Consider the following 24144-nt stretch of genomic DNA (forward strand, 5'->3'; position numbering starts at 1 on the left):
TGCCAGTAGGAGTCCCGCCGATGACGTCCACGGTGCCCACCGCCGTCCACGACGAGCAGCACGAGGCCCAGGCCTCGCCGCCGATCACCATGTTCGGCCCGGACTTCCCGTACGCCTACGACGACTACCTCGCCCACCCGGCGGGCCTCGGCCAGATACCGGCGACCGAGCACGGCAGCGAGGTCGCCGTCATCGGCGGCGGGCTGTCCGGCATCATCGCCGCGTACGAGCTGATGAAGATGGGCCTCAAGCCCGTCGTCTACGAGGCGGACCAGATCGGCGGGCGGCTGCGGACGGTCGGTTTCGAGGGCTGTGACGCCGAGGGCGACAGCGGGCCGCTGACCGCGGAGATGGGCGCCATGCGCTTCCCGCCGTCCTCCACCGCCTTCCAGCACTACATCGACCTCGTCGGGCTGGAGACCAAGCCGTTCCCCAACCCGCTCGCGCCGGACACCCCCTCCACGGTCGTCGACCTCAAGGGCGAGTCCCACTACGCCGTCACCGTCGACGACCTTCCGCAGGTCTACCGCGACGTGATGAACGCGTGGAACGCCTGTCTGGAGGAGGGCGCGGACTTCTCCGACATGAACCAGGCCATGCGCGAGCGCGATGTGCCGCGCATCCGTGAGATCTGGGCGAAGCTCGTCGAGAAGCTCGACAACCAGACCTTCTACGGCTTCCTCTGCGAGTCCGAGGCCTTCAAGTCCTTCAAACACCGCGAGATCTTCGGCCAGGTCGGCTTCGGCACCGGCGGTTGGGACACCGACTTCCCCAACTCCATCCTGGAGATCCTGCGCGTCGTCTACACCGAGGCCGACGACCACCACCGCGGCATCGTCGGCGGCTCGCAGCAGCTGCCGCTGCGCCTGTGGGAGCGCGAGCCCGAGAAGATCGTCCACTGGGCGCAGGGCACCTCGCTCTCCTCGCTGCACAACGGCGAGCCCCGTCCCGCCGTGACCCGGATGCACCGCACGGCCGGCAACCGCATCACCATCACCGACGCGACCGGTGACATCAGCACCTACCGCGCCGCCGTCTTCACCGCGCAGTCCTGGATGCTGCTGTCGAAGATCGAGTGCGACGACTCGCTCTTCCCCATCGACCACTGGACGGCGATGGAGCGCACCCACTACATGGAGTCCTCCAAGCTCTTCGTCCCCGTCGACCGGCCGTTCTGGCTGGACAAGGACGAGGAGACCGGCCGTGACGTCATGTCGATGACGCTCACCGACCGGATGACCCGCGGCACGTACCTGCTGGACGACGGCCCGGACAAGCCGGCCGTCATCTGCCTGTCGTACACGTGGTGCGACGACAGCCTCAAGTGGCTGCCGCTGTCGGCGAACGAGCGCATGGAGGTCATGCTCAAGTCGCTCGGCGAGATCTACCCCAAGGTCGACATCCGCCGTCACATCATCGGCAACCCGGTCACCGTCTCCTGGGAGAACGAGCCCTACTTCATGGGCGCGTTCAAGGCCAACCTGCCGGGCCACTACCGCTACCAGCGGCGTCTGTTCACCCACTTCATGCAGGACCGCCTTCCCGAGGACAAGCGCGGCCTGTTCCTCGCGGGTGACGACATCTCCTGGACGGCCGGCTGGGCCGAGGGCGCGGTGCAGACCGCGCTCAACGCGGTGTGGGGTGTGATGAACCTCTTCGGCGGCGCCACGGACGCCACGAACCCCGGCCCCGGTGACGTCTACGACGAGATCGCGCCGGTGGAACTGCCGGAGGACTGAGATGCGTCGAAGGGCCCTGGAACCACCCCGGTTCCAGGGCCCTCGGCCTTTCCCGTCAGCCCAGCGGGGTGAGCAGGCAGCGCCCCACCAGGCCGACGCTCGCGTCGACGCGGTCGGTGAACTCCGCCACCAGATCGGGCAGTCCGCGCACCGCCCACAGCGCGCGGAACGACGCCCACGCCGCGTCCCGCGCGGCCTCCAGGCTCCACGAGCCCACAAGATGCGTCAGCGGATCGGCGACGTCCAGCAGATCCGGCCCCGGCATCAGCTCCTCACGGATCCGCTCCTCCAGGGCGACGAGCAGTCCGCCGATCCGGTCGAAGTCGCCCTCCAGCGCGCGGGGTTCGACGCCCAGGATCCGGCAGGTATCGGCGAGGGCGAGCGCCAGGTCGTGACCGATGTGGGCGTTGATGCCCGCCAGCGCGAACTGCAGCGGGCGTACGGCCGGGTGGCCGCGCATCTGGAACAGCGGCCGCCAGCAGGCGGGCGGCCGCCGGCCCGCGGAACAGCGGTCCACCGCCGCGAGATACCGCCCGGCGAAGCGGACGTCCAGCTCCGCCGCCGCCACCGCGTTTCCGAACGCCCCCGCGCTCACGCGCCGGCCGATCTCCTCGGTGACCGACAGATACACCCGGTTGAAGACGGCCACCCCGTCGCCCGGGGGCAGCGCCGCCCGAAGCTCCCGCATCCGCGCCAGCACGCCGTCGATCCCGGTGGGCACGTGCGACTGTGCCCGCGTCGTCGTCATGCGCACAGAGTGACAGGCGCGTACGCAACGTAGGGGGACGCGTGCGGTGGTGCACCGGAACGGATGAACGGCGCCCGCCGGGCGGCCGGGGGCGGCGTCAGCCCGCGCGGCCCGTCGGCCCCTCACCGGCGGTGCTGTCGTAGCCGCTCGTGCCGGAATCCAGCAGCGGCTCCTGCTGCTTGAGGTGGGCCGGTGCCAGGGCGCGCAGCACGTGGTAGCCGGTGATGACGACGATCGTGCCGAGCGCGATGCCGCTCAGCTCGAAGTTGTCGCTGATCTTCAGGCTCACCCCGCCGACGCCGATGATGACGCCCGCCGCGACCGGCACCAGGTTCAGCGGATTGCGCAGGTCCACCTTGTTGTGCACCCAGATCTGCGCGCCGAGCAGGCCGATCATGCCGTACAGAATGACGGTGATGCCGCCCAGTACACCGCCCGGCACGGCCGCGACGACCGCGCCGAACTTCGGGCACAGGCCGAACAGCAGCGCGAAACCGGCGGCGGCCCAGTAGGCGGCGGTGGAGTAGACGCGGGTGGCCGCCATGACGCCGATGTTCTCGGAGTAGGTGGTATTGGCCGGGCCGCCGACCGCCGTGGAGAGCATCGTCGCCGCGCCGTCCGCGGCGATCGCGGTGCCCAGCTGGTCGTCCAGCGGATCACCGGTCATCTCGCCGACCGCCTTGACGTGCCCGGCGTTCTCCGCGATCAGGGCGATGACGACGGGCAGCGCCACCAGGATCGCGGACCAGCCGAAGCTCGGGGCGTGCAGCGACGGCAGGCCGACCCAGTCCGCCGTGGAGACGCCCGACAGATCGAGCCGCCAGTGGTCGACGGCCTCCGGGCCGCCGTGCACCGAGTGGATCTTCCCGAAGACCCGGTCGAGGACCCAGGAGAGGGCATACCCGAAGAGCAGCCCGAGGAAGATCGCGACGCGTGACCAGAAGCCCCGCAGGCACACCACGGCCAGACCGGTGAAGAGCATGGTGAGCAGCGCCGTCCACTGGTCCTGCGGCCAGTACGTGCTCGCCGTGACCGGCGCGAGGTTGAACCCGATCAGCATCACCACGGCACCGGTCACCACCGGCGGCATCGCCGCGTGGATGATCCGCGCGCCGAACTTCTTCACCGCGAGACCGCTCAGGAACAGCACCGCGCCGACCACCAGGATCGCGCCGGTGACGGCCGCGCTGCCGCCGCCCTGCGCCCGGATGATGGCCGCGACGCCGACGAAGGAGAGGCTGCAGCCCAGATAGCTGGGCACCCGGCCGCGGGTCGCCAGCAGGAAGATGATCGTGGCGACGCCCGACATCATGATGGCGAGATTCGGGTCGAGACCCATCAAAACGGGTGCGACGAACGATGCGCCGAACATGGCGACCACGTGCTGCGCGCCGAGGCCCGCGGTGCGGGGCCACGAGAGCCGTTCGTCGGGCCTGACGACGGCTCCGGGGGCGGGGGTGCGCCCGTCGCCGTGCAGAGTCCAGCGCACGCCGAGGCCCATGGTTGCTCCCTGTGTTCTTGAAATGGATCCGGACCATGCTAAGCGGGGGTACCCGGTGCTCCCCGCCGTCGTGGGCGCCCGGTTGGCGCAGCGCGTTGCGACGACCGGCCCAATTCGCCCCCCGTACGACTGTATGACCCGATACATCCGCTAGTGGCCGGGGTGTGCGAGGTATGCGTCCCAGTGTCCGATTCCTGCAAGACCGGGAGACATACATGCGCAAGCTCGTCGGCCGCACCGCGGCCGCCGCGATCGTCGCCGCGGCCACTATCGTGCCGATGTCCGGGGTGGCTCAGGCCGCACCGCAGGCCCCCGCCGCGGCGTGGGGTCACGACGACGACGACCGTAACGGCCACGACCGGGACGGTGACTGCCACCGTCGCTGCGGCGGCGGTCACCACAACGGCCATGACAACGGCCACCACAACGACGGCCACTACGGCGGCCACAACGGTGGCGGCCACTACGGCGGCTACTTCGGCGGCCACTACGGCGGCCACAACAACAGCGGCCTCTGGGCCTGGCTGGGTGGCTGGGGCGGCTGGGGCGGCGGCTGGGGCCACGGCCACGACGGCGACCACGACGGCCACGACGGCTGGGGCGGCCACCACGGCAAGTGGAGCCACCACAACGGCGACCACAAGTGGGGCCACAACGGCCACGACGGCGACCACAACGGCAACTGGGGTCACCACAACGGCGACAACGGCCACCACAAGGGCGACCACAACGGCGACCACAAGTGGGGCCACAACGGCCACGACAACGGCCGCGACCACAACGGCCGCGACCGCGACCACAACGGGCGCGACCGCGACCACAACGGGCGTGACCACAACGGCCGCGACCGCGACCACAACTGGGGCCACAACGGGCACCACAACGGTGACCACAACGGGCGCGACGGCCGCGACTGCGACCGCGACCACCGGTGGGGCCACGACAACGGGCACCACAACGGTGACTACGGCCACCACGGGAAGAACCACGGCGGCTACGGCCACCACGGCAAGGACCAGAACCTGCTGATCATCAGCCTCTGACAGCCGGCACACGACGGTCCGCACCGCGGGCCGTACGCCGGGCCCCTCGTGGGCCCGCCGTACGGCCCGCGGAGTCGTGCCCCAGGTACCCGGGCGGGGTGCGTCAGGTCTTCGTGGCGGAGGCCGCGCGGTGCGCGCCCGCCGCGCGGGCCGGAGCCCGCAGGACGCCCGCTCCGGCCACCAGCCCAGCGGTCAGGGCGGTCACCACGGCGAACGAGACCATCAGCGAAGTGGCGTCGGCGATCTGCCCGATGGCCGCCGGGGCGATCAGGCCCGAGGTGTAGGTGACCGTCGCGACCGTGGCGATCGCCCGGCTGGGGTCCGAGCCGCTGCGGCCGGCCGCGGCGAAGGCCAGCGGGACGACGACGGCGATGCCGAGGCCGAGGAGAGCGAAACCGGCGATGGCGGGCACCGGGCCGGCCGCGGTGACCACCAGCACCCCGCCCGTGGTCGCGGCCACCCCGCCCACCCGCACGGTACGCACCGGCCCGAACCGCCGTACCGCCGCGTCACCGGCGAACCGGGCCGCCGCCATCGTGCACGAGAACGCCGTGGTGCACGCGGCCGCGAGGCCCGGCCCGGAGCCGACGGCCTCCCGGAGATAGACCGCCGACCAGTCCAGGCTCGCCCCCTCGGCGAAGACCGCGCAGAACCCGACCGCGCCGATCAGCAGCGCGGAGCGCGGTGGCAGCAGGGCCCGCCCCCGTCCCCCGCCCGGCTTCGCCGTCGGCCGTTCCTCCGGGGGTGTGCGCAGATCGAGGACCCGGCGGCAGGCGGCCGCGCCGATGACGGCCAGGGCGGTCGCGGCGAGGGCGAACTGGATCCGGGCGTCGATGCCGGCGTGCGCGGCGACGGCGCCCACCGCCGACCCCACGAGAGCGCCCACGCTCCACATCCCGTGCAGCGAGGACATGATCGAGCGGCCCAGACGGTCCTCGGTCTGCACGCCCAGCGCGTTCATGGCGACGTCCGCCATCCCGGCCGTCGCGCCGTACACCGCCAGCGCCCCGCACAGGGCGAGCGGACCGGGGGCGAAAGCGGGCGGCACCAGGGCGGCGCACCACAGGACCAGCAGTCCGCGCAGCGCGGCCCGCGAGCCGAAACGGCGGCTGATCCGTCCCGCGAGCGGCATCGCGACCGAGGCGCCGATCGCGGGGAAGGCCAGCGCGATGCCGAGCTGCCCGGCGCTGATGCCCGCGTGCTCCTGGACCCACGGGACGCGGGCGGCGAAGTTGCCGGTGACGGCGCCGTGCACGGCGAAGACCGTGGCCACGGCGATCCGCGCGCGGCGCACCCGGGGGTCCGGACGGCTCTGTGTGGTGCTCATCGCCCCGCATCCTTCCCGACGGGCCCGCGCGGGTCGACCCCGTGTGCGTGCCGCCGGGGTCGGAGGCCGGCCCCGGGGAGCGGGCGGGAGGAGCCCCGGGGCCGGCCGGTGAGGGGGCGGCGGATTCCTCAGCAGCCGCCGAGGTCCTGCCACACCCCCCATTCGCCGGTGGTGCCGGGCTCTTCGCCCCGCGTCCACCACTTGGCCTTCCAGGAGTGCGCCTTCCAGGAGACGGTGGCGCCTCCGTTGTAGGCGCTCGCGCTGTTCCAGGACGGTGCCGTGCAGGCGCCGCCGGTCGGGGTGGCGGTGGGGGTAGGGGTGGCGGTCGGTGTGGGTGTGGGTGTGGCGGTCGGGGTGGGGGTGGGGCCGCCCGGGTCGACGACGGTGGTGCCGCGTGCCAGATCACCGGCGAGGGCGTAGGTCTTCCCGCCGAAGCTCACGGTCCAGTTCGAGGGGGTGGCGGCCGGCAGGTAGTAGACGAAGTCGAGGTCCGCCGAGGCCCCGGGTGCGAGCGGCTGCCGCTCGGGCAGTTTCACCGAGACCCGGTGGTAGTCGCCCTTGAGGCCGCCGATGTTGTGGGAGGCGGTGTGGTCGCTGCGGACGACCTTCAGGCCCCAGCCCGACTGGTCCTTGGCGTTGCCCGGCGCGGAGGTGCCGTAGTCGAACTGGAACTCCGCGCCGCCGGGGACGGTGGCCTTGGTGCGGTTGGTGATGCGGATCTTCGGGTTGATCGGGTAGTTGGAGTCGCCGAGCGGGAAGTTCGTGAGGCTCACGTCGAGGTCGAGCGCCTCGGCCGGCAGTGCGGTGGTGGCGCGCCGGTCGCCGTAGCCGGGGGCGGACTTGAAGGCGTCGTACAGCGTGGTGGTGAGGGTGTCGCCCACCTCGTACTGCCCCTTGCCCGCGTTCCAGTCGTAGTCGCCCGCGAGCTCCCAGATCATCGTGCCGCCGAGCCCCTTGTCGACCACGTACTGGGCCTTGGCCCTGACCGACTGCTCGTCCTCGGTGGAGAGGAAGACCTTCTTCTCGGCGTTCCAGAGCCAGGGGGCGGTCAGGGCGGTGTCGTACTGGCGGGTGTAGCTGCCGGTGAGCTTGGTGCCGGCCGGGAATCCGTACTTTCCGGCGTAGTCCCCGACGACGCCCTTCTCCAGGTTCTTCGCGTGCCACATCGGGTTCGAACCGGCCGGGGACTCCTTGCCGTCGTCGTCCTTGTCGTGCCAGAGGTTGTCGATGCCGACCGCGCCGTCCCCGCAGCTGGTCAGGCCGGACCCGGCGGGACAGGAGGTGGTCTTCGCGGTGCCCCACAGGCCGTTCGTACCGCCGGTGACGTTCTTCCAGCCGCGGGTGTAATAGGGCAGACCGAGATTGACCCGCCCGGGTGGCAGGGCCCCGCGGAAGTAGTGATACGCCCAGTCGCCGTTCAGATAACCGGTGCCGCCGTACTGTGCCGCGGAGTAGACGCCCCACTTGGCGAGTTCCGCGTCCTTGCCGTCGTCGTACAGCGCGGCGTTCGGCCCGACGAATTCGTTCCAGGCGCCGTGCAGGTCGTACGACATCACGTTGACGTAATCCAGGTACTTCGTCGTCTGATACGTCTCCATGCCACGCAGCAGATATGCCGACGACGGGGCGGCGACGGACAGCAGATAGTGCTTTCCGTCCGCGGCGCCGGCCCGGTCGAGCTTTTCCCGGAGCGTCTTCATCAGCGCCGCGTAGCCCTTGTTGAGACCGCCCCGCCGGGCGTTGGCGAGGGACCAGTCCTTGGGGTTCCCGGCGTCCTTCATGGATGTCGGGTATTCGTAGTCGATGTCGACGCCGTTGAATCCGTATTTCTTGACGAACGCGACGGCGGAGTCCGCGAAGGTGTCGATCCCGGCCTGGTTGACCGAGCCGTCGGCGTTCGTCGCGGTCCGGTAGAAGCCACCGGCGTCGACGCGTTTCCCGTTCTCGTCGATATAGCCGCCGGTCTCCGCCCAGCCGCCCACCGAAATGAGCGTCCGGACGTTCGGGTGCTGCTTCTTGAATTTGCTCAGCAGATTGAAGTGACCCTGGTAGGGGAGGGCCGGGTCCATTTCGGCGCCCGCGACCCCGGGCCAGGTCATCCCGGTGGCGGGGTTGCCGGCGCCGTCGGCGCCGACGGAGATCTTGTTGCCGCCGTCGACGTGCGCGAAGGCGTAGTTGATGTGGGTGACCTTGTCCCACGGGATGTCGGAGGCGAGATACGCGGGGGTGCCGTCCTTGCCGGTGCGCCAGCCGGTGAAGTAGCCGATGACGCGGCGCTGGTGGTCGGCGCCCATCTTCTCGCGGCCGGCGGAGTCGTAGACCGAGCAGTACGGGACGTTCACGCCCGGCGTGGCGTAGAGGCCGTCGGGGCGGCAGGCGGCCTGGTCCTCGGCGTGCGAGGCGGTGGCTGTGAGGGTTCCCAGCAGCAGGCCGGTGACGGCGGCGCCGGTCGCGGCCAGGGCGAGCCGGTTCCGGGCCGGGAAGGGCGACTTGGGGGGTCTCTTGTGGGGTCTCTTGCGGAACAACACGATCGGTTTCCTCCAGTGGGGGGCTCGGCTGAGCGGTGCGTGGGGGGTGCGACGTGCTGTGGCCCGTGGTCTGCGCAGAACCGGCGGGCCGTCTCCTCGGAGGTGTGGCAGAGGTTAAGAGGACTAGACCAGTGCGTCAATAGGTCTGAACCAAGTCCCGAACGGCGGGTAAGCAAGCGGAATCCGGGCCGTCTGCCTGGGGTCGCCGCCATGGGGTGCTCCAGGACCGGTCGAGCGGCCGTCCAGCTCCGGTCCAGTCCCCGTCCAGTCGCGGTCCACCTCGGGGGCGCCGTGTCAAATCCCCGTGGACATCGTGGCGCCCGGCGGCGTACGCTCGGAGTCGTCGGAGCTGCGGAATGATCAAACCCGCAGGTCAGACGCCATGTACCATAAGGTCGAAAGTTTTTTACGCAGCGCACTCCGGGGTCGGTGAAAGTCCGAACCGGCGGTTACAGTCCGCGACCCGTCCGCAGCCAGCGGCCGGTTGACCAGGTGAAATTCCTGGACCGACGGTTAAAGTCCGGATGGGAGGCAGTGCGCGGCGGGCACGCATCGGCACACCGTCGCAGGTGGTCCGTCCCCTCGTGGACGACGGCCCCACCCTGACCTTCGGTGTATCTCCCGTTGCGGCGTACCCGCTCTTCGTCGTCCCGTACGACAGCCCCGGAGTCCGTGCCCGAAGAGGCAGGAGGACCCCGGTGGGCACCGTGACCGAAGCCGAAGCGATGCGACGCGCCATCGCGCTCGCCGCCCGCGGCCTGGGCTCCACCAGCCCCAACCCCGTCGTCGGCTGCGTCGTCCTCGACGCGGCGGGCCGCACGCTCGGCGAGGGCTGGCACCACCGCGCCGGCGGTCCGCACGCCGAGGTCGAGGCCCTGCGCGACGCCGCCGAATCCGGCCATGACGTCCGCGGTGCCACCGCCGTCGTCACCCTCGAACCCTGCAACCACACCGGCCGCACCGGCCCCTGCGCACAGGCGCTCATCGACGCGGGCGTCCGGCGCGTCGTCTACGCCGTCGCCGACCCGAACCCCACCGCCACCGGCGGTGCCGCGACCCTCGAGGCCGCCGGCGTCGAGACCGCGGGCGGCCTCCTCGCCGACGAGGCCGCGGCCGGCAACACCGCCTGGCTCACCGCGGTCCTGCGCCACCGCCCGTTCGTGCTGTGGAAGTACGCCGCCACCCTCGACGGCCGCAGCGCCGCCGCCGACGGCACCAGCCGCTGGATCACCTCCGCCGAGTCCCGTGCCGACGTCCACCGGCTGCGCGCCGAGGCCGACGCCGTTGTGGTCGGCTCCGGCACCCTGCGCGCCGACGACCCGCACCTCGCCGTGCGCGGCATCGACGGCGCGAGCCAGCCGCTGCGCGTCGTCGTGGACACCCGCGCCACGATCCGGCCCACGGCCCGGGTCCTGGACGCGGCGGCACCCACGCTCGTGGCCGTCGCCGAGGACGCCGACACCCGCCACCTCCCGGACGCCCGGACCGTGCGCCTGCCGCGGGACAGGGCCGGCCTCGACATCCCCGCCCTGCTCGCCGAGCTGTACGCCCGCGATGTGCGCTCGGTCCTGCTGGAGGGCGGTGCGACCCTCGCCGGGGCGTTCCTCGCGGCCGGGGTCGTCGACCGGGTCGTCGGCTATCTCGCCCCCGCCCTCCTCGGCGCCGGACCGGCCGTCCTCGGCGACGCCGGAATCGGCACGATCGCAGGGGCGTTGCGCCTCGACGTCACCGACGTCGCCCGGCTCGGCCCCGATCTGCGGATCACCGCCACCCCGCTCGCCTCCCCCCTTCTCTCCCCTCCTGTCTCTCCTCTTGTCTCCGTCCCCGCCACCACCCCCGAAGGGAACTGACGTGTTCACCGGAATCGTCGAAGAACTGGGTGAGGTCGTCGCCGTCGAGAACCTCGGCGACTCGTCCCGGTTCACGCTGCGCGGACCCCTCGTCACCGAGGACGCCAAGCACGGCGACTCGATCGCCGTCAACGGCGTCTGCCTCACCGTCGTGGACACCGCCGACGGCGCGTTCACGGCCGACGTCATGGCGGAGACCCTCAAGCGCTCCAGCCTCGGCGCCCTCGGCGCCGGCTCCCGCGTCAACCTCGAACGCCCCATGGCGCTGGGTGGCCGCCTCGGCGGTCACCTCGTCCAGGGCCACGTCGACGGCACCGGCACCATCGTCGAGCGACAGCCCGGCGAGCACTGGGAGATCGTGAAGATCGCCCTGCCCGCCGAGCTGAGCCGCTACGTCGTCGACAAGGGCTCCATCACCGTCGACGGCATCAGCCTGACCGTCGTTCAGGCGGGCGACGACTTCTTCACCGTCAGCCTCATCCCCACCACGCTAGAGCTGACCACCCTCGGCGCCAAGGGAATCGGGGAGCCGGTCAACCTCGAAGTGGACGTCCTCGCCAAGTACGTCGAGCGTCTCCTCGGCACCGCGGACCGCACCCCCGGGGAGCCGGTCGCATGAGCGCCTTCGACTGGCTGAACGGCCAGGCCTTCGAGGTCTTCGGCCAGCACGTCATCTGGTCCGACATGATCGGCAACACCGTCGGACTCCTCGCCCTCGCCCTCGGCTGGCGGCGCTCCATATGGACCTGGCCCGCCCAGTTCCTCTCCGGCGTCATCCTCGTCGCCGCCTACGCCTCCGCGCAGCTCAGCGGTGGTGTGGGCAAGCAGCTCCTCGTCATCGGCGTCGCCGTATGGGGCTGGCGGCAGTGGCACCGCGGCCGGCAGCGCGCCCAGGACGGATCCATCGCGATCCGCTTCGCCACCTGGCGCGAGCGCGCCCTGCTCCTCGCCGGCACCGCCGTCGGCACCCTGGCCGTCGGCGGCCTCTTCACCGCCGTGCCCGAACTGTCCTGGAACCCCTGGCCGGACGCGTACATCTTCGTCGGCACCCTCGCCGCGATGATCGCCCAGGCTCGCGGGCTGGTCGAGTTCTGGTTCGCGTGGCTGCTCGTCGACCTGGTCGGCGTGCCGCTCGCCTTCGACAGCGGCCTCGCCTTCTCCGGCCTCGTCTACGTCGTCTACCTCGCCCTCGTCCTGTGGGGCATGCGCGATTGGTGGCTGCGCTCGCGTACGAGCGTCAAGCCCGCACTGGAAGGAGTGGCAGCATGACCGTCCTGGAGAGCTGGTTCACGGCCGAGGACCTCACCCTCGATCCCGTCGAGCGCGCCATCGCCGACATCGCGGCCGGCCGGCCCGTCGTCGTCGTCGACGACGAGAACCGCGAGAACGAGGGCGATCTCGTCGTCGCCGCCGAGAAGGTCACCACCGAGACCGTCGCCTTCATGATGTCCGAGTGCCGCGGCCTGATCTGCGTCCCGCTGGAGCAGCCCGACATCGACCGGCTCGACCTGCCGCAGATGGTCCGGGACAACACCGAGTCGATGCGCACGGCCTTCACGGTCTCCGTCGACGCCACCCGCGACCACGGCGTCAGCACCGGCATCTCCGCCGCCGACCGCGCCACCACCATCCGCCTGCTGGCCGGCCCCGGCACGGCCCCCGGCGACTTCGTCCGCCCCGGCCATGTCTTCCCGCTGCGTGCCAAGCCCGGCGGCGTCCTCGTCCGCAACGGCCACACCGAGGCCGGCGTCGACCTCGCCCGCCTCGCCGGGCTGCGCCCCGCCGCCGCCATCGTGGAGATCGCGGGCGAGGACGGCGCCATGCTGCGGCTGCCCGAGCTGATCCCCTTCGCCCGCAAGCACGGCCTGTCGATCATCTCCATCGAGGACCTGATCGCCTACCGCACCTCCGCCGAGCCCACCGTCCGGTGCGAGGCCGAGACCCGGCTGCCCACCGCCTTCGGCGACTTCCGCGCCTTCGGCTACCGCTCCACCGTCGACGGCGTCGAGCACATCGCCCTGGTCTCCGGTGACATCGGCGACGGCGAGGACGTGTTGGTGCGGGTCCACTCCGAGTGCCTGACCGGCGATGTCTTCGGCTCGCTGCGCTGCGACTGCGGCCCCCAGCTGCAGGCCTCCCTGCAGCGGATCACCGCCGAGGGCCGCGGCGTCGTCCTCTACCTCCGCGGCCACGAGGGCCGCGGCATCGGGCTGATGTCCAAGCTGCGCGCCTACGAGCTCCAGGAGGGCGGCCGTGACACCCTCGACGCCAACCTCGAACTCGGCCTCCCGGCCGACGCCCGGGACTACGCCGCCGGAGCGCGGATCCTCACCGACCTCGGGGTGCGTTCGCTGCGGCTGATGACCAACAACCCCGACAAGACCGCGGCCCTGGTCCGGCACGGCCTGAAGGTCACCGGCCGGGAGCCGATGCCCGTGCAGGCGGGCGAGCACAACCTGCGCTATCTGCGCACCAAGCGGGACCGGATGGGTCACGACCTGCCCTGGCTGGACACCGACGAGGTGTCCCCCTGCGGCAATCAGTGATCCGCCGTGCGTCTCCCGTTACGCGGAAAACCCCGTGACGTACGACCCGAGAACCCCCGTGACCCCCAAGACCGAACGAGCAGGAAACCGAGGACTGACGTGAGCGGCAAGGGCGCCCCCGAGCTGAGTGTGAAGAACTGCCAGGACCTGCGGGTCGCCGTGATCGCCGCGCAGTGGCACGAGAAGGTGATGGACGGTCTCGTCGACGGCGCCCTGCGCGCCCTGCACGACCTCGGCATCGACGAGCCGACCCTGCTGCGCGTCCCCGGCAGCTGGGAGCTGCCGGTCGTCGCCAAGGCCCTCGCCGGCCGCGGCTACGACGCGGTCGTCGCCCTCGGCGTCGTCATCCGCGGCGGCACCCCGCACTTCGAGTACGTGTGCCAGGGCGTGACCCAGGGCCTCGCCCAGGTCTCCGTCGACACCGGCGTCCCCGTCGGCTTCGGCGTCCTGACCTGCGACACCGAGGAGCAGGCCCTGGACCGGGCGGGCATCGAGGGCTCGAACGAGGACAAGGGCCACGAGGCGGTCACCGCGGCCGTCGCCACGGCGGTGATCCTCCGTTCGGTCTCCGAGCCCTGGCACTGACACCGGGAGCGGACCCCGTAGGGTAGGAGCACCATGTCCAAGAAGACGTTCGAGGAGCTGTTCACCGAGCTCCAGCAGAAGGCCGCCTCCGGCGACCCCGCCACCTCCCGCACCGCCGAACTCGTCGACAAGGGCGTCCATGCCATCGGCAAGAAGGTCGTCGAGGAGGCCGCCGAGGTGTGGATGGCCGCCGAGTACGAGGGCGCCGACGCCACGGCCGAGGAGATCTCCCAGCTCCTCTACCACGTTCAGGTGATGATGGTCGCCCGGGGCATCTCGCTCGACGACGTCTACGCCCATCTGTAGACGCCCGCCCGTTCGACGAGCCCCCGCGGTCGCCCGCGTCCCCTGTATTTCCCCGCAAGTCCCCACGCACAAAGGAAACCGACCTCATGCTGCGCATCGCCGTTCCCAACAAGGGTTCTCTCTCCGAGCCTGCGTCGGCGATGCTCCATGAGGCCGGCTACCGCCAGCGCAAGGACCGCAGGGAACTGGTGCTGGTGGACGCGGCCAACGACGTCGAGTTCTTCTTCCTGCGCCCCCGCGACATCGCCGTCTACGTCGGCTCCGGCAAGCTCGACATCGGCATCACCGGCCGCGACCTGCTGCTGGATTCGGGCTCGCAGGCCGAGGAGATCATGCAGCTCGGCTTCGCCGGGTCGACGTTCCGCTACGCCACCCGCCCGGGCACGGCCAAGGACGTCAGCGAGTTCGGCGGGATGACCGTCGCCACCTCCTTCTCCGGCCTGGTCACCAAGCACCTCGCCGACAACGGCGTGGCCGCCTCCGTCGTGCACCTCGACGGCGCGGTCGAGACCGCCATCCAGCTCGGCGTCGCCGAGATCATCGCGGATGTCGTCGAGACCGGCACCACACTGCGCAACGCCGGGCTGGAGATCATCGGCGAGCCGATCCTGGAGTCCGAGGCCGTCGTCATCCGGCGCGCCGGCGCCCCCGCCGACGACCCCAAGGTGCAGCAGTTCCTCCGCCGCATGCAGGGCGTCCTCGTCGCCCGCCGCTACGTGATGATGGACTACGACATCCGGGTCGAGCACGTGGAGCGTGCCGTCGCCCTCACCCCCGGCCTGGAGTCGCCGACCGTCTCCCCGCTGCACCACGAGGGCTGGGTCGCGGTCCGCTCGATGGTCCCGGCCACCGACGCCCAGCGCATCATGGACGAGCTGTACGAGCTGGGGGCCCGCGCCATCCTCACCACGGGCATCCACGCCTGCCGCCTCTGATCCGCGCACGGGCCGGCGCCGACCGGGGCCGGCCCGGCCCGACCGCGAAAGAACGTACGCCGTGCCTTCCCCCGTACCCCCGACCGGCCTGCCGGACCTGCCGGTCACCTTCCGCCCGACCCGCACCCGGATCGTGCTGCTCAGCATCGGCGCCGCCCTGCTCGCCGTGCTCACGGTGATGTCACTGGCGCTGCCGACGCTGAACCCGGGGGACCGGGCGTCCTTCATCGGCACCGGGCTGCTGGTCTTCGGCGTCCTCGCGCTGCTCAGCCGCCCCAAGGTGGTCGCCACGCGCGACGGGGTGACGGTCGTGAACCTGACGACGAAGCGCCGGCTGGCCTGGGCGGAGATCGTCCGGGTCAATCTGCGTGCCGGTGACGCCTGGGTCCATCTGGACCTCGCCGACGGCACCAGCCTGCCGGCCATGGGCATCCAGCCGGGCGTCTCCAAGGCACAGGCGATCGCCGACGCCCGCGCCCTCCGGGCCCTCGCCGAGACATTCGGAACCGGCACCTCCGCGACCTGAGGGTGGTTGCCCGCCCCCGTCGGGGACTCCTTGATTACTCTGGTGTCACGGGCACGACCTGCCCCGCCCCGCACCGAAGCGGCCGCGTTCCCCGCGCGGCACGCGCGGGAGCACCTGCGAACCAAGGAGTGAATCCCTCCGGCGATGGACGGATCGTCCTGTAGTACCTGCGCCGCCCCCCACCGCGAGGCGGCGTCATGAGTATCACCGTGTCATTGCTGCTGCTCGCGGCGGCACTGCTCCTCATCCTCGCGAACGGCTTCTTCGTCGCCGCCGAGTTCGGTCTGGTGACCGTCGACAAGCCCGCGGCCGAACGGGCCGCCGCCGAGGGCGACCGCCGGGCCCGTTCCGTGGTCGGGGCCCTGCGGGAGCTGTCCTTCCAGCTCTCGGGCACCCAACTGGGCATCACCATCACCTCCTTGGTGGTCGGCATGCTCGCGGAGCCCGCCCTCGGCCATCTGCTCACCGGCCCGCTCGGCGCGGCGGGCCTGCCGCACGGCGCCGCCCCGGGCGTCGCCGTCGTGATCGGCATGCTGGTGGCCTCCGCCGTGCAGATGGTCATCGGCGAGCTGGTGCCCAAGAACTGGGCGGTCTCCAGGCCGCTGCAGGTCGCGCGCTTCGTCGTCGGCCCGCAGAGCGCCTTCGCCCACTTCTTCCGGCCCGTGATCACCCTCCTCAACACCGTCGCCAACCGGCTCGTGCGGGCCTTGGGGGTGGAGCCCGCCGAAGAGCTGGCCTCCGCCCGCACCCCCGGCGAACTCGTCTCGCTCGCCCGGCACTCGGCCCGGGCCGGCACCCTGGAGCAGGACACGGCCGACCTGTTCGTCCGGACCCTCTCCCTCGGCGACCTGACCGCGCAGCACGTCATGACGCCCCGGGTGAAGGTCAGCGCCCTCCAGTCCTCGGCGACCGCCGAGGACGTCCTCAACCTCACCCGCGCCACCGGCCTCTCCCGCTTCCCGGTCTACCGCGAGCGCCTGGACGAGGTCGTCGGCATGGTCCACCTCAAGGACGCCCTCGCGGTGCCCGGCCACGACCGGCTGCGCACCCCGGTCGGACGGATCGCGGTGGCCCCCATGCTGGTCCCCGGGACGCTGCCCGTGCAGCCGCTGCTGGAGCAGCTGCGCAGCGAACAGCCGATAGCCGTCGTCGTCGACGAATACGGCGGCACGGCCGGTGTGGTGACCCTGGAGGACATCGTCGAGGAACTGGTCGGCGAGGTCCGTGACGAGCACGACCACGCGGACGCCCACCTTCCGGAACTGGCGCCCGTCCCCTGCGACGACGGCCGGTCCGCGTGGGACGCCGACGGCGGCTGCCGGGTCGACACCCTGCGCCGCATCGGCCTGGAGGCGCCCGACGGCCCGTACGAGACCGTTGCCGGACTCGTCGCCGACCTGCTGGGCCGCATCCCCGCCCCCGGGGACACCGCCGAGCTGCCCGGCTGGCGGCTCTCGGTGCGCCAGGTCGGGCACCACCGCGCCGAGCGGGTCCGGATCGTGCGCACCGCCGCGGTGCCCGCGCCGCAGGGGGAATCGCGATGAGCGTGCTGCAACTCCTCTTCGCCGTCCTGCTGGTGCTGGCCAACGGCTTCTTCGTCGGTGCCGAGTTCGCGCTCGTCTCCGTACGCCGCAGCCAGATCGAACCCCGTGCCGCCGAGGGCTCCGCCCGGGCCCGTACGGTCCTGACCGGGCTCGAGAACCTGCCGCAGATGATGGCCGCGGCCCAGTTCGGCATCACCGTCTGCTCGCTGACGCTCGGCGCGGTCGCCGAACCGACCGTCGCGAAGCTGCTGGAGCCCCTCTTCCACGCCGTGGGACTGCCCGAGGGGCTGATCCACCCACTGGGCTACGTCATCGCTTTGGCCTCGGTGGTCTTCCTGCACCTGGTGATCGGCGAGATGGTGCCGAAGAACCTGGCCATGTCGGCCCCCGACCGGGCGGCCCTGTGGCTGGGGCCGGGTCTCGTGACCTTCGCCCGGCTCTGCCGGCCGGTCACCGCCCTCCTCGGCGCGTGCGCGCACGGGGTGCTCCGGCTCTTCCGCGTCGAGCCCAAGGACGAGGTGGAGGCGGTCTTCACCAGCGAGCAGCTCACCCATTTGGTAGAGGACTCCCGGCAGGCCGGGCTCCTCGAACCGGCCGAGCAGGAGCGCCTGGAGGACGCCCTGGAACTGGGCAGCCGCCCGGTCACCGACGTCCTCCTGGACCCGGCCACCCTGGTCACCGTCGCCCCGACGGTCACCCCCCGGCAGATCGAGGAGCTGACCGTACGGACCGGCTACTCCCGTTTCCCGGTGCGCGCGCCCGGCGGCGCCTTCATGGGATACCTGCACGTGAAGGACGTCCTGGACCTGGAGGACCGGGAGCGGGCCGTGCCCCAGCACGTCTGGCGGCGCGTCGAGACCCTGCGGGCCGAGCTGCCCCTGGACGACGCGCTGACCGTGATGCGCCGGGCGGCCTCGCACCTGGCGGCGGTCACCGATGCCTCCGGGCGGGTGCTGGGCGTGGTCGCGTTGGAGGACGTGCTGGAGATGCTGGTCGGCGAGGTCCGTGACCCCGCGCACCGGAGGGCGTCCCCGCGCCCGGCCGAAGCCCCGCCCGGCACCCGGCTGAACCGCCCCCGCGCGGCGGCCGCCGTCCCGGTGGAGGCCCCGGCCCCCGTGCCGACGGAACGGGACGCGATGGCAGGGTGAGACTCGTCCTCAAGCGCTGGACGGGCTGGTTGCGGCCGAGCCCGTCCAGCGCTTGAGGACACGGCGCGGCAGCCCGTCCAGCGCTGAGGACGCGCCCGTCCGAAGATCCGCCGGACACGGCCGAGCGCCCGGCGTCACGGCGGCGGGTCCTGCGGGTCACGGGTCATCGGCCCGCGGCCCGACAGGACCTCGCCGTACGCCTGCATCAGATCCGGCAGCCGCAACGTGGCGAGGTCGCCCCGGGTCGGCGTGCCCGCGTAGCCCGACAGCCGCAGATCGCGGTAGGCACAGCTCTTCTCGTACAGGGTGCGCAGGAAACGGCCGTTGCCCAGCTCGTCGATCCAGCCCTGGGCGACCACGTGGCCGCTGATGCTGCGCAGCTCCTCCAGGGCCTCCTCGTCCCACTTGTCGCCGTTCTCCCCGGCCAGCACCTCGCCGATGCGGGTCAGCTCCAACGGGCGATAGCTGGGGAAGTCCACCCGGGTGGTGAAGCGGGAACCCAGCCCCGGATTGGCGGCCAGCAGCCGGTCCATGCCCTCCGGGTAACCCGCCAGGATCACCACCAGCCGGTCGCGGTTGTCCTCGGCGCGCTTGAGCAGCACCTGCAACGCCTCGTCGCCGTACGCGTCGCCCTTGCTGTAGCCCGAGTTGGACAGGCTGTACGCCTCGTCGACGAACAGCACCCCGCCGAGCGCCGAGTCGATCAACTCGTTGGCCTTGACCGCCGTCTGGCCCAGAAACTCACCCACCAGGTCGGCGCGCTGCGCCTCGACCAGATGGTCACCGCCCAGCAGCCCGAGGGCGTAGAATACCCGGCCGAGAATCCGGGCGACCGTGGTCTTGCCGGTGCCCGAAGGACCGGAGAAGACGAAATGACGCTTGGGAGGCTGCACGGGCAGCCCCTGACCGGCACGCAACCGCGCCATGTGCAGCTGCGCGGAGAGCGCCCGCACCTGCCGCTTGACCGGCTCCAGCCCCACCATCCGCTCCAGCTCGGCCAGCGCCTTCGCCAGCAGGACGGGGTCGGAGCGGCCGGGCAGCGGCTGGGTGGTGGGCTGGGCCGGAATGCGGATCTTCTCGCGCACGCCGTCGGCGTCGACCGGCGCGGTGCCGGTGGTCTCCGGGTCCGTGCCGGTCAGGACGTCGCGCCCGTCGAGGGTGTCGGGGTCGGCCAGCAGATCGGGGTCGCCGGGAGGATCGACGGGGTCCTGGCCCGAGCTCCCCAGCGGCACCGGGGCGAGGTCGTTGTGATCGTCCAGACCGTTCCCGTCCGCGATGGCGGTGAGTCGCGCCGAGGTGTCCATGAAGGAGGGGTCCACCCGGTGCACGGCCCGGTAGAGGGGCAGGGCGGCGGCGCTGCGCCCGGTTCCCTCGTGGGCGCGGGCCAGCCAGTAACGCAGCTCCTTGCGCTGCGGCTGCTCGCTGCGGCAGCGCATCAGCGCGGCGGACAACAAAGGCTCCGCCTGCCCGAACATCTCCAGCCGGACCCGGGCCATGCCGCCGAACAGCCCCGCCTCGATACCCAGCAGCGGGTCGCCCAGCAGCGGCTCGGTGTGCCGTACGAGCTGCTCCCAGTCCTTGACCAGATAGGCGCGGCAGGCGTGCAGGAAGCGCACCTGCGGGTCCGCCTCGACCGGCGGACAGCCGGCCAGCGCCCGGTCCAGCTCCGGCACATGGCGGCCGTCGAGCCAGTGCGAGGCGTGCGCGAGCAGCAGATCACGGCCGCTCTCCAGCACGGGCTGGACCCACCAGCCGAGCCAGTACCAGGAGTTGAGAGTGCGCCGGTGGCGGGCGCGCTGCTCGCCGAACCGGTCCCGGTGGCGGTACATGCGCAGCAGCGCCGTGGTGGTGTCGGCGCGCAGCGCGTGCAGGCCGAGCCAGGCGTCGGCCATCCCCGGGTCGGCGTGGACCGCGGCCCGGAACTCCTCCTCGGCCTGCGCGTAGGCGCCCATCGTGTAGGCGTCGACGGCGCGCAGCCAGGCGAGATCGGCCGGGGCGGGTGGGCCCTGCATGCCGAAATCCATCACGTCCCCCACAAACCGTTCCCCCGTAGCGTGCTGCCGGGCGAGTACCTGGCGCGCCTTTCCGAACCGCTCTGCTGTGGACGGGAGTTGACCAGTGTGCCAGTGCACCCGCCGATAGGTGCACCGACTCGCATCGTACCTGCGCAGGCGGCATCGGCCGAAGGGTGGCGCACCGCCGATCGCGGCATGATCGCGGCGTGAAAGCGATCCCGCGGTGAAGGGCCTACAGGGGCCGGGGCCGGGAAGCGGTCCGGAATGCGGTCACTCAGGGTGACGCATGGCGAGCGAACGATGGCGCAAAACGCCCAAATCGCAAGGGTGGAGGTGGTACGAAGCCCCCGATCACGGGGGAACAACCGGGGGCCTCGCGTCCGCAGGCGGCCTGCGTGGGCCGCACATTGAGAACGTAAGTCCTGTACGCCCCCTCGGTCAAGCGAAGTTGAGGCACTCGGCGGGGATCGGCCGGGGGTGACGGGCAAGGTGACCGCCAATGGTCACGGACGGTAACGATCGGGGGAGCTCAAGGGGATCCATGGGGCCCCGGCAGCACCTCGTATCCCTCCAGGCGCTGGTGCACCAGGAGTTCCGCATACGGGCGCGTGGGGTCGGCCGTGAAATGTTCGCGCTCCGCTCGCTTCCAGCCGTCCCAGAATGTGGACATGCCCGGGCCGTCGCGAAGTTGACCCCGCTCCCAGGAGCTCACATCCGTCAACTCCATCCACATCAGGCACGCCAGATACGGCCGCAGCGCCCGGCGTCCCGCCCCGACCCCCTCGACGATCACGACCGGCGCCGCGGCCAGCTCGCGCTCGCCCGCGAACCGCCGTGCGACCCAGTCGTAGGTGCGATAGCGGGCGGTCTCCCCGCGGGAGAGGGGAGCCAGAATCCATGCGTCCAGCCGGTCGGACCAGTCGAAGAGCTCCTCGTGAGTGGCGAGATCGTCCAGATGCAGTACGGGGGCACCGCCCAGCGCCGCCGCGAGCCGGGCGCTGAAGGTGGTCTTCCCCGACCCCGCGTGTCCGTCCACGGCGACGAGCCGCACCGGCCCGACGGACGGCGGCAGTGCCCGGAGTCGGCGGGCCAGCGCGTCGAGCGCGGGCGGGGTGTGCGGGCCGGGGCGGAGAGGATCGTTCACCGGACCACCCTAGGGTGGCCGGGGCATCGGGGCGCGGCCGCGGCTTGGGCGTCACGGTCAGGGCTCGCGTGCCACGGCCAGGGCTCGCGTGCCACGGTCAGGGCTCGTGCGTCACGGCCAGGGCTCGCGCACAGCGGAACCGGCTCGCGGTATTGGGGACGCGCCCCACGGGGAATCACTGGCCCATGTCGCCGAAGCCCAGCAGACCCGCGTCCGCCGATCAGCCCCCGACCTCACCCGGCTCACCCGCCCCTCCCACCCTGCCCGCCTCTCCCGCCCCGCGCCGCAGCGTGCTCGCAGCCGCCCTCGGGGCCGCGGCGGCCGCGACGGTCGCGGCCGTGTCCTCGTTCACGGTCGTCAACCCCGCGTTCGCGGCCGCACCCGGAGACGGCTCCCGGGCCGGGGCGCCCTCCGTCGACTACCACGCCTGGACGACCCTCGCCGACTGGCGGCGCGGCAGAGCCGCGGGCACCCGGGTCCGGCCGTGGACCCGCCCCGGCGTGGTCATCGACCGTCCCGTCGGCACCTTCGAGTACACCGACCCGCACACCCGCACCACGGCCACCTGGGAGTACGCCACGTGGACCGCCCCGGTCCGCGTCCTGCCCACGCCCGCGACCGAACTCGTCGCGTCCTGGAACGCCCGCACCCCCGCCGGCACCTGGCTCCAGGTCGAGCTGCGCGGTACGTACACCGACGCCACGACGACCCCCTGGTACGTCCTCGGCCGGTGGACCTCCTCCGACGCCTCCGGCGACATCCGGCGCACCTCCGTCGACGGACAGGGCGACGGCAGGAGCAACGTCTCCACCGACACCCTCGCCATCGACAAGCCCGAGAGCGGGCTGCGCTTCACCTCCTACGAACTCCGCCTCACCCTCCACCGCAAGCCGGGCACCGGCCTCACCCCGACGGTCTGGCGGCTCGGCGCGATGGGCTCCGACATCCCCGACCGCTTCACGGTGCCCGCCTCACGGCCGGGGGAGGGGGCGGGGCGGACGCTGGCCGTGCCGCGCTACTCGCAGGAGATCCACAAGGGGCAGTACCCCGAGTACGACAACGGCGGCGAGGCGTGGTGCAGCCCGACCTCCTCGCAGATGGTCCTCGAGTACTGGGGACGGGAGCCCACCGCCGAGGACCTCGCCTGGGTGGACCCCGCCTACGAGGACCCGCAGATCTGCCACGCGGCCCGCTTCACCTACGACTACCAGTACGCGGGGTGCGGCAACTGGCCCTTCAACGCCGCGTATGCCGCCACGTACCGCGATATGCAGGGCCTGGTCACCCGGCTGGGGTCGCTGCGCGACGTCGAGAAGCTGATCCGCGCACGGATCCCCGTGATCACCTCCCAGTCCTTCCTGGCCTCCGAGCTCGACGGCGCGGGGTACGGCACGGCGGGTCATCTGATGTGCGTCGTCGGCTTCACCGAGGCGGGTGACGTGATCGCCAATGACCCGGCGAGCCCGTCGAACGCGGCGGTCCAACGCGTCTACAAACGACGTCAGTTCGAGAACATCTGGCTGAGGACCAAGCGCTACAACGCGCAGGGCCAGGTCAGGAGCGGCTCGGGCGGCGTCTGTTACCTCTATTTCCCGACGCGCCCGGTGGCACGGCAGCTCGCGGCACTGGCTGAACTGGGCATTCGCTGAGGGCGAGTTGCCTAAGGCTCCTGGAGGGCTACCCCGCCGACGCCGGCATTTGGGCGTCCGTACGATCGTCGCGACGCATGCGTATCACGGCACCACCCGTATCGCAGGCGTCACTTCATTCATACGGTGCTGGAGGGGAACGCAACCATGAGTCGGGTCACCACTGTCCTGCCGGGCGTCTTGCCGGGAATCCGTCGGGCCCGGAAGGAGGAGAGGGAGGAGATAGCCCGGTTGCTGGGCGAGGCGTTCATGGCGGACCCGGTCAGCTGCTGGGTCTTCCCGGACGAGGAGCACCGGCGGGCCGTCCACCCGCGCTTCTTCGGCGTGTTCCTGGACGCGGCGCTGCGCGACGGCTGGGTCGATGTGATGGAGGACCACTCGGCGACGGCGCTGTGGCTGCCGATGATGGTGGGGGAGGGGGCGGGTGCCGGTTCCGGTGCCGAAGGTGGTTCCGGTGACGGTGCTGGTTCCGGCGGTGGCGAGGACGACGGCCACGACGAGATGACCGAGGCGCTGGCGGCCGCGGACCCGGGCAACGAGCGCACCCGGATCGTGGGCGAACTGACGGCGCTCGCCCACCCGACGGACCGGTCGCACTACTACCTGCCGAACATCGTCGCCGCCCCCGGCCGCACGGGCGAGGGGCGGGGCAGCGCGCTCCTCGAGGCCGTACTCGAGCGGTGCGACCGGGAGGGCATGCCCGCGTATCTGGAGGCGAGCAACGTGCGGAGCAAGGCGCTGTACGAGCGCCACGGCTTCGTCTTCACGGGCAGGACCGTCGATCTGCCGGGCGGCCCGCCGATGTGGCCGATGTGGCGGGAGCCGCGCGGCTGACAGTCGGGTGCGCGTCCCCGGCCGGGCGGCCGGCCGCAGGCCCCCCGGTCGGGGTATCGGCGCGGCCGCCCCGCCCGGGTCCGGCTTCGGGGTACCCCCGCACGCCTGTCACCTCGCCCCTTCATATGATCATTTGGGTGATGTGGTCGATGAAGTGGTTCATAACGTGATGGATC

General features: G+C 71.8%; 20 protein-coding genes and 1 riboswitch. Of the genes, 14 read left to right on the top strand and 6 right to left on the bottom strand.

Annotated elements, in window-relative coordinates; translation table 11 throughout:
• The first annotated feature begins 20 nt into the window (after positions 1-20).
• Complete coding sequence (locus tag ACZ53N_RS17775; RefSeq protein WP_418098548.1) at positions 21-1739, top strand: flavin monoamine oxidase family protein; 1719 nt, start codon at positions 21-23, stop codon at positions 1737-1739.
• Between the two features lie 55 nt (positions 1740-1794).
• Here the strand turns inward: ACZ53N_RS17775 and ACZ53N_RS17780 are convergent, their stop codons facing one another.
• Positions 1795-2487, bottom strand: coding sequence for a DUF5995 family protein (locus ACZ53N_RS17780; protein ID WP_469141759.1), 693 nt, complete (start codon positions 2485-2487; stop codon positions 1795-1797).
• A gap of 97 nt (positions 2488-2584) precedes the next feature.
• On the bottom strand, positions 2585-3988 hold the full coding sequence (locus ACZ53N_RS17785; RefSeq protein WP_469141760.1) for a uracil-xanthine permease family protein: 1404 nt from the start codon (positions 3986-3988) through the stop codon (positions 2585-2587).
• Between the two features lie 215 nt (positions 3989-4203).
• On the opposite strand from ACZ53N_RS17785, the gene ACZ53N_RS17790 reads away from it, so the two are divergent.
• A complete protein-coding gene (locus tag ACZ53N_RS17790) occupies positions 4204-5031 on the top strand; it encodes a hypothetical protein (protein ID WP_469141761.1) in 828 nt (275 codons plus the stop codon).
• Between the two features lie 103 nt (positions 5032-5134).
• Here ACZ53N_RS17790 and ACZ53N_RS17795 read toward each other — a convergent pair whose 3' ends face one another.
• Positions 5135-6358 carry an MFS transporter gene (locus ACZ53N_RS17795; RefSeq protein WP_469141762.1) on the bottom strand — a complete coding sequence of 408 codons (1224 nt, stop codon included), beginning with the start codon at positions 6356-6358 and terminating at the stop codon, positions 5135-5137.
• Between the two features lie 128 nt (positions 6359-6486).
• Positions 6487-8886 carry a chitinase C-terminal domain-containing protein gene (locus ACZ53N_RS17800; RefSeq protein ID WP_469141763.1) on the bottom strand — a complete coding sequence of 800 codons (2400 nt, stop codon included), beginning with the start codon at positions 8884-8886 and terminating at the stop codon, positions 6487-6489.
• 411 nt (positions 8887-9297) lie between these two features.
• Positions 9298-9428, top strand: a riboswitch (FMN riboswitch).
• Positions 9429-9611: 183 nt separating this feature from the next.
• Here ACZ53N_RS17800 and ribD point away from each other — a divergent pair.
• From ribD to ACZ53N_RS17850, 10 genes are all read left to right on the top strand, one after another.
• Positions 9612-10736 carry a bifunctional diaminohydroxyphosphoribosylaminopyrimidine deaminase/5-amino-6-(5-phosphoribosylamino)uracil reductase RibD gene (ribD, locus tag ACZ53N_RS17805; RefSeq protein ID WP_469141860.1) on the top strand — a complete coding sequence of 375 codons (1125 nt, stop codon included), beginning with the start codon at positions 9612-9614 and terminating at the stop codon, positions 10734-10736.
• 1 nt (position 10737) lies between these two features.
• Complete coding sequence (locus tag ACZ53N_RS17810; protein WP_469141764.1) at positions 10738-11355, top strand: riboflavin synthase; 618 nt, start codon at positions 10738-10740, stop codon at positions 11353-11355.
• Positions 11352-12005 carry a nicotinamide mononucleotide transporter family protein gene (locus tag ACZ53N_RS17815; RefSeq protein ID WP_469141765.1) on the top strand — a complete coding sequence of 218 codons (654 nt, stop codon included), beginning with the start codon at positions 11352-11354 and terminating at the stop codon, positions 12003-12005. The genes ACZ53N_RS17810 and ACZ53N_RS17815 overlap by 4 nt, the downstream gene beginning before the upstream one ends.
• Positions 12002-13282, top strand: a complete 1281-nt coding sequence (locus ACZ53N_RS17820; RefSeq protein ID WP_469141766.1) for a bifunctional 3,4-dihydroxy-2-butanone-4-phosphate synthase/GTP cyclohydrolase II — start codon at positions 12002-12004, stop codon at positions 13280-13282. The genes ACZ53N_RS17815 and ACZ53N_RS17820 overlap by 4 nt, the downstream gene beginning before the upstream one ends.
• A gap of 99 nt (positions 13283-13381) precedes the next feature.
• Entirely contained in the window at positions 13382-13867 is a 486-nt protein-coding gene (gene ribH / locus ACZ53N_RS17825) for a 6,7-dimethyl-8-ribityllumazine synthase (protein WP_130876831.1), read from the top strand.
• A gap of 33 nt (positions 13868-13900) precedes the next feature.
• Positions 13901-14173: a phosphoribosyl-ATP diphosphatase gene (locus tag ACZ53N_RS17830; protein WP_087929011.1), complete on the top strand. Its 273-nt coding sequence runs from the start codon at positions 13901-13903 to the stop codon at positions 14171-14173.
• Positions 14174-14259: 86 nt separating this feature from the next.
• Positions 14260-15108, top strand: coding sequence for an ATP phosphoribosyltransferase (gene hisG / locus ACZ53N_RS17835; RefSeq protein ID WP_362209210.1), 849 nt, complete (start codon positions 14260-14262; stop codon positions 15106-15108).
• A gap of 61 nt (positions 15109-15169) precedes the next feature.
• A complete protein-coding gene (locus ACZ53N_RS17840) occupies positions 15170-15634 on the top strand; it encodes a PH domain-containing protein (protein ID WP_469141767.1) in 465 nt (154 codons plus the stop codon).
• 197 nt (positions 15635-15831) lie between these two features.
• Positions 15832-17178: a hemolysin family protein gene (locus tag ACZ53N_RS17845; protein ID WP_469141768.1), complete on the top strand. Its 1347-nt coding sequence runs from the start codon at positions 15832-15834 to the stop codon at positions 17176-17178.
• Positions 17175-18326, top strand: a complete 1152-nt coding sequence (locus tag ACZ53N_RS17850) for a hemolysin family protein (RefSeq protein ID WP_469141769.1) — start codon at positions 17175-17177, stop codon at positions 18324-18326. The genes ACZ53N_RS17845 and ACZ53N_RS17850 overlap by 4 nt, the downstream gene beginning before the upstream one ends.
• Before the next feature lie 134 nt (positions 18327-18460).
• Here the strand turns inward: ACZ53N_RS17850 and ACZ53N_RS17855 are convergent, their stop codons facing one another.
• Together ACZ53N_RS17855 and ACZ53N_RS17860 are read right to left on the bottom strand one after the other, a co-directional pair.
• Positions 18461-20350 (bottom strand): AAA family ATPase, encoded by a 1890-nt coding sequence (locus ACZ53N_RS17855; protein ID WP_469141861.1) that lies wholly within the window; start codon positions 20348-20350, stop codon positions 18461-18463.
• Between the two features lie 520 nt (positions 20351-20870).
• Positions 20871-21485, bottom strand: coding sequence for a uridine kinase family protein (locus ACZ53N_RS17860; RefSeq protein WP_469141770.1), 615 nt, complete (start codon positions 21483-21485; stop codon positions 20871-20873).
• A 185-nt stretch (positions 21486-21670) separates the two neighbouring features.
• Between ACZ53N_RS17860 and ACZ53N_RS17865 the strand changes: the two genes are divergently transcribed.
• Together ACZ53N_RS17865 and ACZ53N_RS17870 are read left to right on the top strand one after the other, a co-directional pair.
• Entirely contained in the window at positions 21671-23134 is a 1464-nt protein-coding gene (locus tag ACZ53N_RS17865) for a peptidase C39 family protein (RefSeq protein ID WP_469141771.1), read from the top strand.
• A gap of 147 nt (positions 23135-23281) precedes the next feature.
• Positions 23282-23968 (top strand): GNAT family N-acetyltransferase, encoded by a 687-nt coding sequence (locus ACZ53N_RS17870; RefSeq protein WP_469141772.1) that lies wholly within the window; start codon positions 23282-23284, stop codon positions 23966-23968.
• Positions 23969-24144 lie beyond the last annotated feature (176 nt).

Source organism: Streptomyces sp. NPDC033229, from assembly GCF_055576875.1.

Bases quoted from the DNA above. Each gene is read 5' to 3' on its own strand.
- ACZ53N_RS17780 (WP_469141759.1), bottom strand. From the start codon at position 2,487: ATGACGACGACGCGGGCACAGTCGCACGTGCCCACCGGGATCGACGGC.
- ACZ53N_RS17855 (WP_469141861.1), bottom strand. From the start codon at position 20,350: ATGGATTTCGGCATGCAGGGCCCACCCGCCCCGGCCGATCTCGCCTGG.
- ACZ53N_RS17775 (WP_418098548.1), top strand. From the start codon at position 21: ATGACGTCCACGGTGCCCACCGCCGTCCACGACGAGCAGCACGAGGCC.
- ACZ53N_RS17790 (WP_469141761.1), top strand. From the start codon at position 4,204: ATGCGCAAGCTCGTCGGCCGCACCGCGGCCGCCGCGATCGTCGCCGCG.
- ACZ53N_RS17845 (WP_469141768.1), top strand. From the start codon at position 15,832: ATGAGTATCACCGTGTCATTGCTGCTGCTCGCGGCGGCACTGCTCCTC.
- ACZ53N_RS17850 (WP_469141769.1), top strand. From the start codon at position 17,175: ATGAGCGTGCTGCAACTCCTCTTCGCCGTCCTGCTGGTGCTGGCCAAC.
- ACZ53N_RS17870 (WP_469141772.1), top strand. From the start codon at position 23,282: ATGAGTCGGGTCACCACTGTCCTGCCGGGCGTCTTGCCGGGAATCCGT.
- ACZ53N_RS17785 (WP_469141760.1), bottom strand. From the start codon at position 3,988: ATGGGCCTCGGCGTGCGCTGGACTCTGCACGGCGACGGGCGCACCCCC.
- ribD (WP_469141860.1), top strand. From the start codon at position 9,612: ATGCGACGCGCCATCGCGCTCGCCGCCCGCGGCCTGGGCTCCACCAGC.
- ACZ53N_RS17795 (WP_469141762.1), bottom strand. From the start codon at position 6,358: ATGAGCACCACACAGAGCCGTCCGGACCCCCGGGTGCGCCGCGCGCGG.
- hisG (WP_362209210.1), top strand. From the start codon at position 14,260: ATGCTGCGCATCGCCGTTCCCAACAAGGGTTCTCTCTCCGAGCCTGCG.
- ACZ53N_RS17815 (WP_469141765.1), top strand. From the start codon at position 11,352: ATGAGCGCCTTCGACTGGCTGAACGGCCAGGCCTTCGAGGTCTTCGGC.
- ACZ53N_RS17865 (WP_469141771.1), top strand. From the start codon at position 21,671: ATGTCGCCGAAGCCCAGCAGACCCGCGTCCGCCGATCAGCCCCCGACC.
- ACZ53N_RS17830 (WP_087929011.1), top strand. From the start codon at position 13,901: ATGTCCAAGAAGACGTTCGAGGAGCTGTTCACCGAGCTCCAGCAGAAG.
- ACZ53N_RS17820 (WP_469141766.1), top strand. From the start codon at position 12,002: ATGACCGTCCTGGAGAGCTGGTTCACGGCCGAGGACCTCACCCTCGAT.